We start from the raw sequence: 15,830 nt of genomic DNA on the forward strand, positions 1-15,830 counted from the left end.
GTTCGGGGCAGATCAGAGCAGAACATTCAGGGCGGCCACGGCCATCAATGGGATAAGACTTAGCAAGAGTGGGGCCAAGGCCGGTTTGGTGGTTGATTGGAGCTTTGATGCGAGTTGGGACGTAGTGCAGGAGGTAGGTTGGTCCAACATACGAAATAGGCGGACAGGATACGCCGCAATTCCAATACGCGACCGTCCGAATACGCTTCGCTATTCGAACCTACGACACTGAAATAGACCCTTAATGTAGAATGTCCTATAGTGGTTTAACTGTCCGCGCATGGCTAGGCATGCCTAATATTGGCTCAAGTCGTTCGCTCGCTCATTTTTAGCATCCACAAGTTGCCCTTGTGATCAATTATCAGCCAAATGTCAACCATCTAGATTGAATATAACTATCAGTGGAGTAAGTATGTTTACAGGTATAGTCAAGGCGGTCGCCAAAATTGTTGATGTGACAGAGCAAAATGGGATCCGGACTTTTATTATAGATTTTCCAGAAGGTTTTTGTACTGACCTAGAAATTGGGGCAAGCATTGCTATCGATGGTGTGTGCTTGACGGTAACTGAAATACTCTCAGATGTCCGAGTTAAGTTTGACGTGATGCTTCAAAGTCTTTTAATAACGACTTTGAGTCAGTATTTCCCTTCCCAATTAGTTAATGCGGAGAGAGCCGCAAAAGATGGTGCTGAAATCGGTGGTCACCCAGTATCTGGTCATATTGACTTTAATGTAGCCATCATCGAAGTAAAGCAGATTGAAGATAACTATTGTGTTCGTTTAGCGCTTCCAGATGCATGGAAAAGATATGTTTTTCCAAAAGGATACATAGCCCTGAACGGAGCAAGTTTGACTGTTTCTGAGGTCAGTAAGCACGACGGTTGGTTTGAGGTTTGGCTTATCCCTGAGACCCGTCGAATGACGACTTTTGAATCAAAAGTTAGTGGTGACTTAATCAATATTGAAATCGAGCGTGGCACACAAGTTGTTGTCGATACAGTTCGTGACACATTAAATGAAAAACTAGGGCCGTTATTGCCTTTATTCGAAAATCTTCTTTTAAAGCAAGGTGTTGACTTATATTCATTAGGTTACAAACCTCAGCAACTAACTGGATCAAAGAACTAACATATTATTTAAGACTAATTCGCAACGCGTGGTGCTTTGACTATAGCGTGACTATAGCGTTGCGTTTAATGTTTAAGATGTATGCAGATCTAGTTATCTGTACAGATCTAGTTATCACCTTACACCGGCCTCATACGGTGTCTCATTAGCGTACTTTAGAGCTGGAACAAAACTTGCTGTATCCCTCCCCTTAGATCCCGGCAACCGGTCGCGAGGGGCCCATGACACCGACCTTTATCAAAAGCAATGCTGCCGCCCAGCTCACCATGGCCATCGAGGTGATGGATGAGCAGGGCACAATGAACACCCGCCAAATCGCCTGTGAGCGGCCACTGACGGTCTACCTCAACTGGAAGGAGATAGTGACCCTGATGACGCTGGGGGCCCGCCCCGAGGCGCTGGTGCTGGGTTATCTGAAAAATCAGGGCTTTATCGAGGATATCGCGGCCATCGAGTCGGTGATCGTCGACTGGGAGAGCGAGGCCGCCGCCGTGGTGAGCAGCCAGCAGGCCGCCGATCTCGACCAGTCACTGGAGAAGAAGACGGTCACCTCCGGCTGCGGTCAGGGCACCATGTATGGCAGCGTGATGAAGAAGCTCGAAGGGGTGGTCTTGGCGGCGCCCACGCTTAAACAAAGCACCCTTTACGCCCTGCTCAAGGCGCTGTCGGCCCATAACGAAACCTACAAAATGGCGGGGGCCGTGCATGGCTGCGCCATCTGCTGCGGTGCGGAAATCCTCTCCTTTGTCGAGGATGTGGGGCGCCACAATGCGGTGGATACCCTGGCGGGCGAGCTCTGGATGAGTGGCGAGGCTGGCCACGACAAGATCTTCTACACCACCGGGCGGCTCACCTCGGAGATGGTGATCAAGGTGGCGCAGATGGGCATTCCGGTGCTGCTGTCGCGCTCTGGCGTCACCCAGATGGGGCTGGATCTCGCCCGTCAGCTCGGCATCACCATGATTGCCCGCGCCAAGGGGCGCCACTTCGAGGTCTTTAGCGGCAAGCAGCATCTGGAGCTGGACGAGAAGCCACCTGTGCTACCCAGCAGCCCCTCACGGGGTCAGCGAGAGTAAGCCATGAATAAATTGATGAATGCCGAACAGATCGCTCTGTATCTCGACCACGCCAGCCAGAGGGTCAAACGTAAGCCATGAATGAATTTATGAACGTGAAGCAGGTGGCCGAGTACCTCGATCTCAACGAGAAGAAGGTCTACCAGCTCGCCAACGAGGCGCGCATCCCCGCCACCAAGGCGACCGGAAAGTGGCTGTTTCCCCGATCCCTGCTCGACCGCTGGCTGCTCGGCAGCTGCCACGAGGGGGTGATGAACGACCGCCTGCTGCTGGCAGGCTCGGACGATGTGCTGCTCCACTACGCCAGCAGCCGCTTGGCCCGGCAGCTCGGCACTCAGGCACTGGTGGGCTACACACCGTGCGGCACCCGTCAGGGGCTGGCGATGCTGGCGCGCGGCCATGTGGATCTGTGCGCCATCCACTGGGGGCAAGCCGAGGAGGCCCACCTGCGCCATCCTGCGCTGGTGCAGCAGTATCAGGGCCACCGGCAATGGGTGATCGTTCATGGATTTCGGCGGGTGCAGGGACTGGTGCTGCGGCAGGGGTTGCAACCCAAGGAGGCGAAAGAGGCGCTCGACTGGCGCTGGGGCATGCGTCAGGAAGGCGCTGGCAGCCAGCGCGCCCTGCAGGAGTGGCTGCAAACGCAAGGGGAGTCGCTGACCCGGCTGGAGCGCAGCCTCGAGGTCAACAGCGAGCGGGAGCTGGCCGCCGCCATCAGCCGTGGCGATGCAGACGTGGGGCCCGGCGCCCAGAGCACCGCCACCGAATTTGGCCTCGGCTTTATGCCCTTGTCGCAGGAGTGCTTCGATCTGGTGATGCCGCAGGGGGTCTTCTTTCGCACCCTGCTGCAACAGCTGATCGGCTGGCTGCAATCCCCCGAGGGGCGCGAGCTAGCGGCCCGCCTCGGCGGCTACGACCTGACCCAGAGCGGCAAGCTGGTGTGGAGCCCGCAGTAGCGAAAGCGGCTAGCCCTCTCTTTGTGCCGACAGCCCTGACAAGCACGGGCCTGCCACCCTGGCAGGCCCGTCTGTTTTATTACCACTGGCTCTAGTGATTGGGCCGGCACTTACCCTTTCCGTGACTCACCCACTGCCGAGTCAGGTTCATGCCCCGCCGTGCCAGACTCACGCCCCTCGGCCCCCAGCGCAATGCGCCACCCCTCCAGCTGGCGGGGTTCGCTGCCAGCGGGCAGGCGGGCGCGGCTGAGCAGCCGTATGGTAAAGCAGCTTCCTTTCCCCAGGGTGGAGGCCACCACCAACTCCCCACCCCAGCGGCTGATGATGCGATGGCTCAGGGCCAATCCCAAGCCTGTGCCTGTGGCGCGAGTGGTGAAGAAGGGGTCGAAGATCTTGTCCATGATGGCGGCGTCTATGCCGCTGCCGTTGTCGATGACCCGCACCTCGGCCCCTTGCAACTGACCCGCCTCGTCGACCCAGTCGCGGCTCTCGACCCGGATCTCCCCCTGCTCCCCCAGCGCGTGACTGGCGTTGACCAGCAGGTTTATCAGCACCTGCAGCAACTGCTGACGATCCGCCTCTATGGGTTGCTGGGCCTGCAAGTCGGCCACCAGGTTCACCTGCTGCTGGCGCAGGGCGGAGCGGACCAGGGTCAGACTCTCTTCGATGATGGGGGTGAGGTGCTGCCAGACGGGCGCCGTCTCGTAGTCGCCGGGGCGGGAGTATTGGAGCAGGCTGCGGGTGATGGCGCGAATGCGCTCGATCTGTGCCAGCACCAGCGCCAGCTCCTCGCTGACGGGGGCGGCGGCCTCCCCCAGCTCCAGTTTCATCAGCTCCACATTGCCGAGGATCACCGCCAGCGGGTTATTGATCTCGTGGGCTACCCCGGCGCACAGCTCGCCGAGGGCCGCCAGTTTCTCGCTGATGAGCAACTGCTGGCGCGCCTGGGTCAGCATATGGATGTGGTGTTCAAGCTCGGCCGTCTTCTGTTTGAGGCTCAAGGTGCGCTCGGCCACCTTTTGCTCCAGCTCGTCAGCGCTGCGGGCCATCTGCTGGCGATGGGCATCCTGCCGGTCCAGCATGGCGTCAAACTGGCGACCCAGCTGGGCCAGCTCGTGGTCAGGATCCAGAGCCAACTGCCCTACCCTGGCCGATTTGCCATATTGCACCTGACGCACCACCTTGTGCATCCGCTCGATGGGGGTGAAGAGATCCCGCGCGCCGCGATAGACCAGCAGGCCCGAGAGCAGCAAGAGCAGCACCACGCCTGAGCCCAGCTCCAGCAGGTTGGTGAGGTAGGTGCGAATGATGGGCCACTCCAGAAAGCCGACGTAGAGCATACCGATGCACTCACCGCGGGCCCCGAGCAGGGGTTCGTAACCGGAGACATACCAGGCATCGTGGACGAAGGCGCGATCTATCCAGAGCTCCCCCCTCCCCAGCACCTGTTCCCGTACCGGCGCCGAGACACGGGTGCCCACGGCTCGGCCCACCTGACGGCTGCTGCTGACCGGCACATTGGTGCTTACCCGCAGGTCATCGAGAAACAGGGTGACTGTCCCTATGCTCCCCTCTGGCAGGGTGTTTTTGGCAAACACCTGGCGCTTGAGCTCATCCACCAGTCGGGTGCTGCCGTTGATAAGCTCACCCCCTTCCAGCACGGCCCAGAGCGATCCATCCCGCCCCATGACGGGCGTCAGGGAGAGGCTGACGAGCCCTCGTGTCTCCTGATCCGTGGCGGCTGTCTGTTCCCTGTCCAACACGGCGCGGCTGGCAAGGGCGGGCGAGAGGGCCTGCAATTCTTCACGAGACCAGACCACGAAATGGCTGATGCTGCGCCCGGCGCCGAGGGTGGCACGCTCCCGAGCCGTCAACTGATCCAGTTCGGCGCCACTGCGCAAGCGCAGAAAGTCGAGGTCATAGTTGGCCGCCAGTGGCTTCACCCACTGCTGCAACTCATCGGGCGTCTCGCGCAGTCGCAGCTGAAACGCCCAGGCATCGCGCAGGTGTTCCAGGTGTTCGGCCTGACGCTGCTGCTGCACACTCACCGCATGGTGGGCCACCCCGAGGTCACCGCGCACATTGGTGAGCAGGTTCTGCCAGCTGTAGGTGAGTGTCCAGTAAAGCGTCAGCCCCATCATGCCCACCAGGGTCAGCATGATGGGCACAGAGGTGAGCAGCAGCAATCGCCAACGGACTTTTGTTTTCAACCAGCGGGGCAGCAGGCTCAGCGTCATGGTCGCCGCCAGCGGCAGAGGATCAGCAGTTTCATTCGATGGCCCACTCCTTGAACTTGCGCTCCAGAGTCTTGCGCGCCACCCCCAGCACCCGGGAAGCGGCGGACTTGTTGCCCTCAAAACGCTCAACCACTTGCAGGATATGGGCCTTCTCCACCTCCGCCAGCGCCCACTCCAGGGGATATCCCTCTCCCCCCTTGCTCTGATCGCTGGACTGGGCACTCTGCCAGTAGTCGGCGGGGGGCTTGCCCAGCAGCAGGCAGCGCTCGATCAGGTTGCGCAGCTCGCGCACGTTGCCGGGCCAGGGATAGGCCTGCATGGCCACCACGTCCTCGTGGGTCCAGCTTAACGAGCCCATCCCCATCTCGGCGGTGAGCTGGCGGGTGAAGTGGTGCACCAGGGCCGGGATGTCGTCGACGCGATCCCGCAGGGGCGCCACCGGCAGCGCCACTACGTTGAGCCGGTAGAAGAGATCTTCCCGAAAGCGGCCTGCCTCCACCTCGGCTTTGAGGTTGCGGTTGGTGGCGGCAACGATGCGCACATCCACCGACAGCTCGCGCTCGGCGCCGACCGGCCGGATGGCTTTTTGTTCCAGCGCCCGCAGCAGGGACGATTGCATGGCGAGCGGCATCTCGCCTATCTCGTCCAGAAAGAGGGTGCCCTGATGGGCGACCCGAAACAGGCCGTCGCGCCCCTTGCGGGCACCGGTGAAAGCCCCCTGCACGTGGCCAAACAGCTCGCTTTCCAGCAGTTCGGGGGCGATGGAGGCACAGTTGAGCGGCACAAAGGCCCCCATACGGCCGGAGAGTTGATGAAGCGCGCGGGCCACCAGCTCCTTGCCGGTGCCGGACTCCCCCTCCACCAGCACGGCGGCGTTGGAGGGCGCCACTCTTGCGATGAGCGTCTTGAGATCCCGGGTCTTGGCGCTGTCGCCGATCAGGGTGGGCGGGAACAGCTTGCTCACCTCCCGGCGCAGCAGCAGGTTCTCCCGCTCCATCTGGCGGCGCTCGATGACCCTGTCCACCGCCTGCACCATCTGATCCAGGTTGAAGGGCTTGAGGATGAAGTCGCTGGCGCCGAGCCGCAGCGCCTTGAGGGCGGTATCCATGTCGCCGAAACCTGTCATGAAGATGATGTCGCTGCGACGGGTCGCGGGGTCGATGGCCTCGTGCCATTCGATGCCGGAGCGCCCCGGCAGCCGGATGTCGGCAATGATGAGATCGAAATGCAGGCGACAGCGCAGGGCTTCCGCCTCCTCCACGCTGGCGGCCGTCTCTATCTGGGCGAAGCGCCTGGCCAGCGCCTTGGCCAGAAAGCTGCGCATGCCGGGTTCATCATCGACGATGAGCAAAGAGAGGGCAGACCAGCGGCTGGCGGGTGCAGTCATGAAAAAAGTACCTCAGATTCGACAAGGTTCCGGGATTGTCCCACCGACCTTATAAACTGTGGGACATTTTGTCGCTAACCGGCCCCGAGTGCCAACCTCCTTTATTAAAAGCGACGAGGCCATCACGCAATTAACCCCGTTAACCGACTGTTTTAACATTAAAAACCGCACTGCTGGCAGTGTGCGGCCAGCTTGGCACCCTGCTTGCTTAGTCCTGCCCTCTCCCCCATCAACCGGATACGATGAACATCATGATCACAGGAACCGTGCGCCAACGTCTCGCCCTTGCCCTCTCGACCGTCCTGCTGCTGAGCCTCCCCTTGCTGAGTACCGCCAGCCACGCCGAGAGCACCAAGGCGCCCATTCGCCTCGCCACCACCACCAGCACGGAGCAGTCCGGCCTGCTGGGCTGGCTGCTGCCCCAGTTCACCAGGGAGACAGGTTATCCGGTGCAGGTGATGGCGGCCGGTACTGGCCAGAGCCTGAAGATGGGTGAGAACGGCGACGCGGATCTGGTGATGACCCATGCTCCGTCTGCCGAAAAAGCCTTTGTTGACGCGGGCTTTGGCATAGAGCCGGTGCACCTGATGTACAACGACTTCGTCATCGTCGGCCCGAGACAGGATCCCGCGGGCCTGGGCAAGCTGCACGACGCCGCCAGGGCGCTGCAGGCCATCAAGGATAAAAAACAGACCTTCATCTCCCGCGGGGACGAGTCCGGCACCCACATCAAGGAGAAGACCCTGTGGCAGGCGGCCGACGTCAAACCCGAGTTTGCCGGTTACAAGTCCATCGGCCAGGGCATGGGCCCGACCCTGACCATGGCCTCCGAGCTTGGCGCCTATACCCTGACCGACCGCGGCACCTGGCTCGCCTACCAGAGCAAGCTGGATCTCGCCGTGTTGCTGGAGGGGGACAAGCGCTTGTTCAACCCCTATCAGGTGATCCTGGTCAACCCCAAGCGCTACCCGGATCTCAACACCGAAGGAGCGCGCACCCTGAAGAACTGGCTGGTCTCCGAGCATGGCCAGACCCTGATCGGCAACTTCAAGGTGGCCGGTCAAGCGCTGTTTGTGGCGGATGCCAACGGGAAATAATGGCAACGCTGACCCCTGTGATGATGCTGATGGCCCTCCCCCGCTTCGCTGAGGGAGGCGCCTGATGCCGACACTGCTGGATACGACGCTGGCCGCCCTCGCCCTGCTGTTCGGTGGAGACACCGATCTGTGGCAGGTGGTGGGGGTCTCCTTCTCCGTCTCCTGCCTGGCACTGGCGCTGGTGCTGGTGCCAGCGCTGCTGCTCGGCTTTGCGCTCGCCTATCTGCCGATCCCGGCGCGCTGGCTCTGGCTCTCCTGCATCAATACCCTGCAGTCGGTGCCGACCGTGGTGATCGGCCTCTTGCTCTACATGTTGTTGTCGCGGGCCGGCCCCTTCGGCGACTGGAAGATGCTCTTTACCCAACAAGCCATGGTGGTGGGCCAGATGCTGATCGCCTTCCCCGTCATTGCCACCATGGCTCACGCCGCTTTTATCCAGAGCGACAGACGCGCCTGGGAGACGGCGCTCACCCTGGGACTCTCCTGGCCGAGGGCGCTGCTCGGGCTGATGCGCGAATGCCGCTTCGGCCTGCTGGCGGCGGTGATCGGCGCCTTCAGCCGCATCGTCACCGAGGTGGGTTGCTCCATGATGGTGGGGGGCAATATTCTGCATTTTACCCGCAACATCCCCACCGCCATCGCGCTGGAAACCCAGAAGGGCGCCTTTGCCCAGGGGGTGGCGCTGGGCATAGTGCTGCTGAGCCTGGCTCTGCTGCTCAACCTGCTGCTGACCGCGTGTCGTGGTCACAGTTATTTGAAAAACTGACCATGGCACAGCGCACTTTTACCCCTGACCGGATGCTGCTGACCCCATCGCTGTCGCGGCCACAGCTATCTGAAGATCTGACCATGCCCCCACTGTTTATCAACTGGAGTACCCCATGGCCCTGACCGCCCACCAGCTGATGATGCGCTTTGGCGAGCGCAACCTGTTCCAGATAGAGCGGCTCTCCATCGCGGCGGGCGACGCCATCTGGCTGCGCGGGGCCAACGGGGTGGGCAAGACGACCCTGCTCAAGATACTGGCCGGGCTACTGACACCGACTCGGGGCCACACCAATCTCGCCTGCGGCTGGCGCGCCAGACTCGAGCAGTGGATCAAACGGGATCCCGGCCCGGGCCGGGTCACCTATCTGCACCAGACCCCCTATCTGTTCGATCGCAGCGTGCACGACAACGTGGCCTGGGCCCTCGGCCATCAGGCCGCCGACGAGGTGCGGGTGTTCGAGGCGCTGCGCCGGGTCGAGCTGGAGGGGCTGGCGCGGGAACACATCAGCATACTGTCTGGTGGCGAGCGCCAGCGGCTGGCCATGGCCCGCGCCTGGGCGTTGCAGCCCGCCTTCCTGCTGATGGACGAACCCACCGCCAATCTGGATGCACATTCGGTTGCCCTGATGGCCGCCTTGGCGCAAGATCTGCGGGAACAGGGCAGCGGCCTGGTCATCATCAGCCACCAGAGCAACGATCTGACCGACCTGTGCGAGCGGCAATGGACCCTCGCCCGTGGCCGGCTGCACGAACCCACTCCTTTGAAAATCATCGAGCGACATGACCTCAAACAGCGAATCCAAAACTGACGTCTTCCCCGTCTCTGCCGTGATCCTGGCCGGTGGCCGCGCCACCCGGATGGGGGGCGAAGACAAGGGATGGGTAGCACTCGCGGGACGCCCCCTTATCGACCACGTTTTGGAGAGGCTGCGCCCCCAGGTAGATGAGGTGCTGATCAATGCCAACCGCAGTCAGACTCGCTATCAGGCGTTGGCCCCCGTCATCAGCGATGACAACAACGACTATCTCGGCCCGCTGGCGGGCATGCAGGCCGGCCTTGCCGCCGCCCGCCACGACTGGGTGCTGTTCGTCCCCTGCGATGGCCCCGCCCTGCCCCATGATCTGATGGCGCGCTTTCGCGCCGCCCTCACCCCGGCGACCGAACTGGTGGTGGCCCATGACGGCGACTGGCTGCAACCCGTGGTGGCCCTGCTGCACAAATCCCTGTTCCCCTCCCTGTCCGCCGCCCTGGCCGAGGGAGAGCGCAAAATCGATATCTGGTTCGCCCGCCACCGGATGGCGGTAGTGAGCTTTGCCGACCAGCCGGATGCCTTCATCAACCTCAACAGCCCGGCCGAGCTGGCCGCCTACGAGGCGCGCCTGCTGAACTCGTCTACCGACCCCCGACAAGGAGCCACTGCATCATGACACCGGCCCCCACCCTTCCCCTGCTCGGCTTTGCCGCCTGGAGCGGTACTGGCAAGACCACACTGCTGGAACAACTCATCCCCATTCTGGTAAGCCGCGGCCTGCGTCTGGGTGTGCTCAAGCACGCCCATCACGACTTTGACACCGACCAGCCGGGCAAGGACAGCTACCGCCTGCGCAAGGCGGGGGCGGATCAGGTGATGGCGGCTTCGCGCCGTCGTCACGCCCGCATCGTCGAGACGCCCGACGCCGGGCCCCCGTTTCACGCCTTGCTGGCCAGCTTCGACCAGACCCGGCTCGACCTGCTGCTGGTGGAAGGGTTCAAACACGAGCACTTCCCCAAGATAGAGCTGCATCGCACCGAGCTCGGCAAGCCTCTGTTGTTCCCGGACGACGGCGACATAATGGCGCTGGCGGCAGATCTGCCCCAGCAGACAGACTTGCCCCAGCTCAATATCAATGATCTGGCGGCCATCGCCGACTTCGTCTGCGGCTACGCGAGCAAGGCCAAGCATGCCGAACAGGTGCCAGGAACGGGATTTCTGTCGGTGGAAGCGGCCCGCAGCGCCATTCTGGCTGCCCTCAGCCCAAGCAGCGCCTGCTCCGACAAGCCGCTGGCCCAGTGCCACGGCGCCGTGCTGGCGGCCGATCTGGTCAGCCCCATCAATGTGCCCCCCCACGCCAATTCGGCGATGGACGGAATTGGCCTGCGCGGCGACGATCTCGCCGCCGGTCGCTGGCGACTGGTGGGTGAAGTGCTGGCGGGCCAGCAGCGCCACGAGCCGGTACTAACGGGTCAGGCGGTGCAGATCATGACGGGCGCGCCGCTGCCCCCTGGCGTAGATACTGTGGTGATGCGCGAAGAGACCCAAGTTGAGGGCGAGTGGGTCACCATCAGCGCTCCCATCAAAGTGGGGCAGAACGTGCGTCTGGCCGGGGAAGATCTCGCCAGGGGCGCGGTCGCCATCCCGGCCGGTACTCGCCTTGGCGCCCCCCAGCTTGGACTGGCGGCCTCCTTGGGTCAGGCCAGCCTGTCGGTACGCACCCCGCTCAAGGTGGCACTGTTCAGCACCGGCGACGAGGTGCAGGCACCGGGCGAAACGCTGGCTCCGGGCCACATCTTCGACAGCAACCGCTTCACCCTGATGGCGCTTATCGCCGCCGCCGGCTGCGAGGTGATGGACTTGGGCATCATCCCCGATGATCCCGCCATACTGCGCCAGCAGCTGGCGCAGGCATCGGCCAACGCCGATCTGGTGCTGAGCTCGGGTGGCGTCTCGGTGGGCAATGCCGACTTTATCAAGCAGGTGCTGGCGGAGCTGGGTCAGATCGACTTCTGGCGCATCCAGATGCGGCCGGGCCGCCCGCTGGCATTTGGCAAGCTGGGGACAACCCCCTTCTTCGGCCTGCCGGGCAATCCGGTGGCGGCCATGGTCTGCTTCCTGCAATTTGTCGAGCCCGCCATCGCCCGCCTGCAGGGCCGGGTCTGGCAGCCGCTGCGCCTGTCGGCGCAGGCCGAGCAGCAGATGAAAAGCCGCCCTGGCCGCACCGAGTTTCTGCGCGGCGTCTTCCACCAGGATGCCAGCGGCGTGCTGCGAGTGCTCACCACTGGGCCGCAGGGCTCCGGCATTCTCAGCTCCATGGCCGATGCCAACTGCCTGATTGAAATTGTCCCCGCTCAGCCGGCCATCGCGGTCGGCGAGCGGGTCTGGATCCACCCACTCCAGGGACGAGTGGCCTGATACATCGCAAACACCCCGCCGGGCGTGGCGGGGTGCTTGCACCCATGACCCGAGGCTAGTCCCTTGCGCCTGAATACCCCGCTCTCCCGACTCGATCTGCTGATCTATGGTCACTATCGCATCGTCCACGGCCTGCGCATCGCGCTCGCCTTCATGCTCACCTTTCTGCTGACCCGCGAACTCAAGCTGCCTGAAAGCACCTGGCCGCTGATCACGCTGGTGGTGGTGATGGGCCCTATCTCGTTCTGGGGCAATGTGCTGTCACGGGCCCTGCAACGTGTGGTCGGCACCATCTTCGGCGCCGGTTGCGGTGTGGTGGCCCTCTATCTGGAGCTCCACTCCCTGCCGCTGACCCTGGTGTGGTGCGGCTGCATCATGTTCCTGTGCGGCTATCTGGCGCTCGGCAAGCGCCCCTACGTGGGGTTGCTCATCGGCATCACACTGGGGGTCACCATGGGGGCTATGCCGGGGGACATAGAGACGGCGCTGTGGCGCAGTGCCGACGTGATCCTGGGCTCCCTGCTGGCGCTGCTGTTTTGCAGCATCTACCCCCAGCGCGCCTACAGCCACTGGCGGTTGCAGATGCACGACACCCTGCTGCAGGCACACCGGCTCTACCATACCCACCTCTCCCCCAACATTCTGGAACGACCCAGGCTGGCGCAAAGCCACTCTCGTCTGCTCTCCAAGATGGTCAGTCTGCGCCCCCTGCTGGCTCCGGCAGTCAAGGAGACCCGCCTTGGCAGCGCCCTGTTCGAGGCCATCCAGACCACGATGCGCAACACCCTCTGCACCCTGGAGATGCTGGCCAACACCTACTGGAGTGATCGCCAAAGCCACTTTTTGATGCAGAGTACCCCCGAGCTGCGCGCCTGCCAGCAGGCGACCGAGGCCGTGATGATCCAGCTGGCACTCATGCTCAAGAGCGGCGAATTGAAAGGGGCTGAGCAGGCCATCAGCGAGTTGCAGGAGGCCGCGACCCGGGTGCGACTCGATGCCAGGGGCGAGGCCGCCATCAGCGGCTATCTCTGGTTGAGTCTGCAGCTCACCGAACAGCTCACCCACTTGCGCCGCCTGCTGGGGCTGGTGATGTACCCGCCCCGCAGCCAGTCGGACGACCGCTGAAAACAGAAGGCCCCGCGAAGCGGGGCCTTTGACTGAACAGGGGTCAGGGCAACGGACTTAACCGGCATCCGCCAACGGCTGCTCGGCCGTGAGGTAGATGGAGAAATCCTTGATCCCCGCCTCCAGCGCAGCAAAACAGTCGGGGTCTATGGCAGACCCCAGTTGCTCGGCCATCATCTCCAGCGCCTGGGGCACGGGAATGGCACCACGATAGGGACGCTTGGCGGTGATGGCATCGAAGATGTCGGCCGTGGTGATGATGCGGGTCTCAAGGGCAATCTCCTCTGCCTTGAGTCCCTTGGGATAGCCCTTGCCGTCGAGCCGCTCATGATGGGCCCCCGCCACCTGGGCCAGCTCCTTGAAGGCACAGATCCGGCTCAGGATCTCCTCGGTATAGGCGGCATGCATCTGCACCGCCGCCCACTCCTGCGCATCAAGCTTGCCCGGTTTGTCGAGGATGGCGTTGCTCACCCCAAGCTTGCCCACATCGTGCAGCAGGGCACCACGCTTGAGCCAGCGCCGCCGTGGCTCAGGGATCCCCATCTGGGTGGCGAGGATATCGGTATAGAGTGCCACCCGGCCGCTGTGACCGGCTGTGTAGGGGCTCTTGGAGTCCACCACCTGACCGAAGGCGGCGGCAATCTCATCCAGATAATCTTCATCGAGCGCCACTTCCCCCTGCCCGGCCGGATGGATAAATACCCACTCAGCCAGCTGGGGATCCGCCAGCCCTTGCCAGAAGGGCTCATCGGCCATGGCTTCAAACTGCCTGACCAGCTCGGGATCAAACCAGCTGCCGCTGCGCTCGCGCACCTCTTTGAGCGCCGCTTCCGGCCCTGCGGCGGCATGAAACACATCCACCACCTGACAGAGCAGAGCGATGCGGGAGAAGAGGGGGATCGCCTCACCGGCCAACTGCAGCGGCCGACCCTTGCCATTCCAGTGCTCGTCAAGAGAGAGGATGCCACTGGCCACCTCGTCACTGAAGCGCAGTTGGCGAGCGATATCGGCACCACGGTGACAGCGGGTCTGGATCAGCTCGTTGGCAATCTGATCTCCGTTGCGAAAGATGTGGAACAAGCTGCGAAAGCGCCCCAGCAGATCCGCCTGCAGGCCGGTGTGGCCCAGCACGAAGTTGACCACCTCGGAGAGGGAGCCATCCACCAGCTTGAAGTCGCGTTTGAAGTGCAGATCGTCGGTGAGATAGAGCTCGCAAATGCGGGCCGCATTGCTGCTGCAACCGAGATCCTTGAGCAGCAGGGTGTAATAGAGGTCGTGGCGCTGCCCGGCATCCAGGCCAAGCTGATCCCCCAGCCGGGAACCTATCCAGCAACAACGGATACAGTGCCCTCTGGGTTGCCCCTCAGTCATGTCGAGGGCATGACTGAGGGAACCTATCAGTTCAGATAATCGCAGACCGCTGAAGGTCATGAGCTGCTCCATTAGCTATCACGGCGATCTTGCCTGCAGGAAATACTATACCCATTCAGGCCAGAACGAATCCCGATGTCAGATTGACAGACTGGATACGGTCGCAGAGACATTGTTGGCTTCCTGCCGGATCTCGACCATCACCTCATTGACCTTGTCGACCTGTTGCTTGCCCAGCTCGGCGCTGCTGGCCACTCTGGCCATGTCGTCCGTCACCCTGGCCGTCAACTCACGGTTCTTCTGCACCACCTTGGCGATCTCGTCGGTGGAGAGGGAAGTGCGAGCGGCAAGCTGGCGCACTTCATCGGCCACCACGGCAAACCCGCGCCCCTGATCGCCGGCGCGAGCCGCTTCGATGGCGGCATTGAGCGCCAGCAGGTTGGTCTGGTCGGCGATGCTGCTGATGGTGGAGACGATGGCTTCGATGCTCTTGGATTGCTCGTTGAGCTGATTGACCAGCTGTATGGTCTTGTCTACCTGCTCACTGACAAGGGAGGAGGTCTCCACCACGGAACGCAGCAGATCGGCGCCCTGCTCAGCACTGCGCAATGTCTCCTGCGCCGTGGCATGAGCCACCTGGGCGGCATCACGGATGGCATGACTCTTGATCACCCGCTCGGTAATGTCAGTGGCCAGCTTGATCACCTTGGTCACCTTGCCGCTCTCGTCCCTGACCGGGTTGTAAGTGGCTTCCAGCCAGATGTCATCACCGTGGCTGTTGCGACGCAGAAAAAGCCCTGACTTGAACTGCCCCTGGGCCAACTCTTCCCAGAAACGGGGCTGTTCGCGATAGAAGGCATCATCACAGAACATCCTGTGGTTGTGCCCCTTGATCTGGGACAGGCTGTACCACATGCAACTCAGGAAATTGGCATTGGCGGTCACTATCTCCCCCGTCGGGGTGAACTCTATCATGGCGAGGGAGCGATCAAGCGCCTTGGAAACGGCCTCCTGACTCAGCAGGCGCTGGTGATGCTCGGTCACATCGCTGGCAATCTTGATCACCTGGGTCACCCGCCCCTGTTGCTTCACCGGGAAGTAGCTCGCCTCCAGCCAGAGCGCCTCGCCCCGCTTGTTGATGCGCGGAACAATGCCGGATTGGACCCTGCCTTGTTGTAGCTGGGCCCAGAGTTGCTGGTAATCAGACGACTGAGCCAGTGCCTTGCTGCAAAACATCCTGTGATGCTGACCCTGGAGTTCAGCTGCGCTGTATCCCATCAGGTTCAAGAAAGGCTCATTGGCCTCCAGGATACCGCCATCCGGAGTGAAGGTGATGGTCGCCACCCCGCCTTTGACGGCATCGACAAAACCCTGCAGCTCAACGAGTTGCGTCTGGCAGGCCAGCAGTTGTGCCTTCAGCTTGTTATTGAACATGGATGTCATACCCCTTTACCGACGATGTGGGAACTCGCAAACGACAACCGCCGTCAATGTGGGCGAGTACGAGCCTGATG

The 15,830-nt window shown here is 62.1% G+C and carries 13 protein-coding genes; 9 read left to right on the plus strand and 4 right to left on the minus strand.

Annotated elements, in window-relative coordinates:
• The first annotated feature begins 412 nt into the window (after positions 1-412).
• The 3 genes from GWQ31_RS06985 (at position 413) to GWQ31_RS06995 (ending at position 3,161) form a co-directional block, all read left to right on the plus strand.
• On the plus strand, positions 413-1,129 hold the full coding sequence (locus GWQ31_RS06985; RefSeq protein WP_275908979.1) for a riboflavin synthase subunit alpha: 717 nt from the start codon (positions 413-415) through the stop codon (positions 1,127-1,129).
• 221 nt (positions 1,130-1,350) lie between these two features.
• On the plus strand, positions 1,351-2,205 hold the full coding sequence (locus tag GWQ31_RS06990; RefSeq protein WP_275908980.1) for a formate dehydrogenase accessory sulfurtransferase FdhD: 855 nt from the start codon (positions 1,351-1,353) through the stop codon (positions 2,203-2,205).
• A gap of 89 nt (positions 2,206-2,294) precedes the next feature.
• Entirely contained in the window at positions 2,295-3,161 is an 867-nt protein-coding gene (locus GWQ31_RS06995) for a helix-turn-helix transcriptional regulator (protein ID WP_275908981.1), read from the plus strand.
• A gap of 110 nt (positions 3,162-3,271) precedes the next feature.
• Here GWQ31_RS06995 and GWQ31_RS07000 read toward each other — a convergent pair whose 3' ends face one another.
• Both GWQ31_RS07000 and GWQ31_RS07005 read right to left on the minus strand, forming a co-directional pair.
• Complete coding sequence (locus GWQ31_RS07000; protein WP_275908982.1) at positions 3,272-5,398, minus strand: cache domain-containing protein; 2,127 nt, start codon at positions 5,396-5,398, stop codon at positions 3,272-3,274.
• 31 nt (positions 5,399-5,429) lie between these two features.
• On the minus strand, positions 5,430-6,785 hold the full coding sequence (locus GWQ31_RS07005; RefSeq protein ID WP_275908983.1) for a sigma-54 dependent transcriptional regulator: 1,356 nt from the start codon (positions 6,783-6,785) through the stop codon (positions 5,430-5,432).
• A gap of 251 nt (positions 6,786-7,036) precedes the next feature.
• Between GWQ31_RS07005 and GWQ31_RS07010 the strand changes: the two genes are divergently transcribed.
• The 6 genes from GWQ31_RS07010 (at position 7,037) to GWQ31_RS07035 (ending at position 12,945) form a co-directional block, all read left to right on the plus strand.
• A complete protein-coding gene (locus GWQ31_RS07010; protein WP_275908984.1) occupies positions 7,037-7,882 on the plus strand; it encodes a substrate-binding domain-containing protein in 846 nt (281 codons plus the stop codon).
• Positions 7,883-7,946: 64 nt separating this feature from the next.
• Positions 7,947-8,648 (plus strand): ABC transporter permease, encoded by a 702-nt coding sequence (locus tag GWQ31_RS07015; RefSeq protein WP_043137869.1) that lies wholly within the window; start codon positions 7,947-7,949, stop codon positions 8,646-8,648.
• 115 nt (positions 8,649-8,763) lie between these two features.
• Positions 8,764-9,459, plus strand: a complete 696-nt coding sequence (locus GWQ31_RS07020) for an energy-coupling factor ABC transporter ATP-binding protein (protein WP_058393436.1) — start codon at positions 8,764-8,766, stop codon at positions 9,457-9,459.
• A complete protein-coding gene (mobA, locus tag GWQ31_RS07025) occupies positions 9,431-10,078 on the plus strand; it encodes a molybdenum cofactor guanylyltransferase MobA (protein ID WP_265462515.1) in 648 nt (215 codons plus the stop codon). Before GWQ31_RS07020 ends, mobA begins: the two co-directional genes overlap by 29 nt.
• Positions 10,075-11,820: a bifunctional molybdopterin-guanine dinucleotide biosynthesis adaptor protein MobB/molybdopterin molybdotransferase MoeA gene (locus GWQ31_RS07030; protein ID WP_265462516.1), complete on the plus strand. Its 1,746-nt coding sequence runs from the start codon at positions 10,075-10,077 to the stop codon at positions 11,818-11,820. Before mobA ends, GWQ31_RS07030 begins: the two co-directional genes overlap by 4 nt.
• Positions 11,821-11,883: 63 nt before the next feature.
• A complete protein-coding gene (locus tag GWQ31_RS07035; protein WP_275908985.1) occupies positions 11,884-12,945 on the plus strand; it encodes an FUSC family protein in 1,062 nt (353 codons plus the stop codon).
• 57 nt (positions 12,946-13,002) lie between these two features.
• Here GWQ31_RS07035 and GWQ31_RS07040 read toward each other — a convergent pair whose 3' ends face one another.
• Together GWQ31_RS07040 and GWQ31_RS07045 are read right to left on the minus strand one after the other, a co-directional pair.
• Positions 13,003-14,376 (minus strand): HD-GYP domain-containing protein, encoded by a 1,374-nt coding sequence (locus tag GWQ31_RS07040; protein ID WP_275908986.1) that lies wholly within the window; start codon positions 14,374-14,376, stop codon positions 13,003-13,005.
• Positions 14,377-14,454: 78 nt separating this feature from the next.
• Complete coding sequence (locus GWQ31_RS07045; RefSeq protein ID WP_275908987.1) at positions 14,455-15,750, minus strand: PAS domain-containing methyl-accepting chemotaxis protein; 1,296 nt, start codon at positions 15,748-15,750, stop codon at positions 14,455-14,457.
• Between the last annotated feature and the right edge of the window lie 80 nt (positions 15,751-15,830).

The organism is Aeromonas sp. 2MA4, from assembly GCF_029237305.1.
Taxonomy (GTDB): domain Bacteria; phylum Pseudomonadota; class Gammaproteobacteria; order Enterobacterales; family Aeromonadaceae; genus Aeromonas; species Aeromonas salmonicida.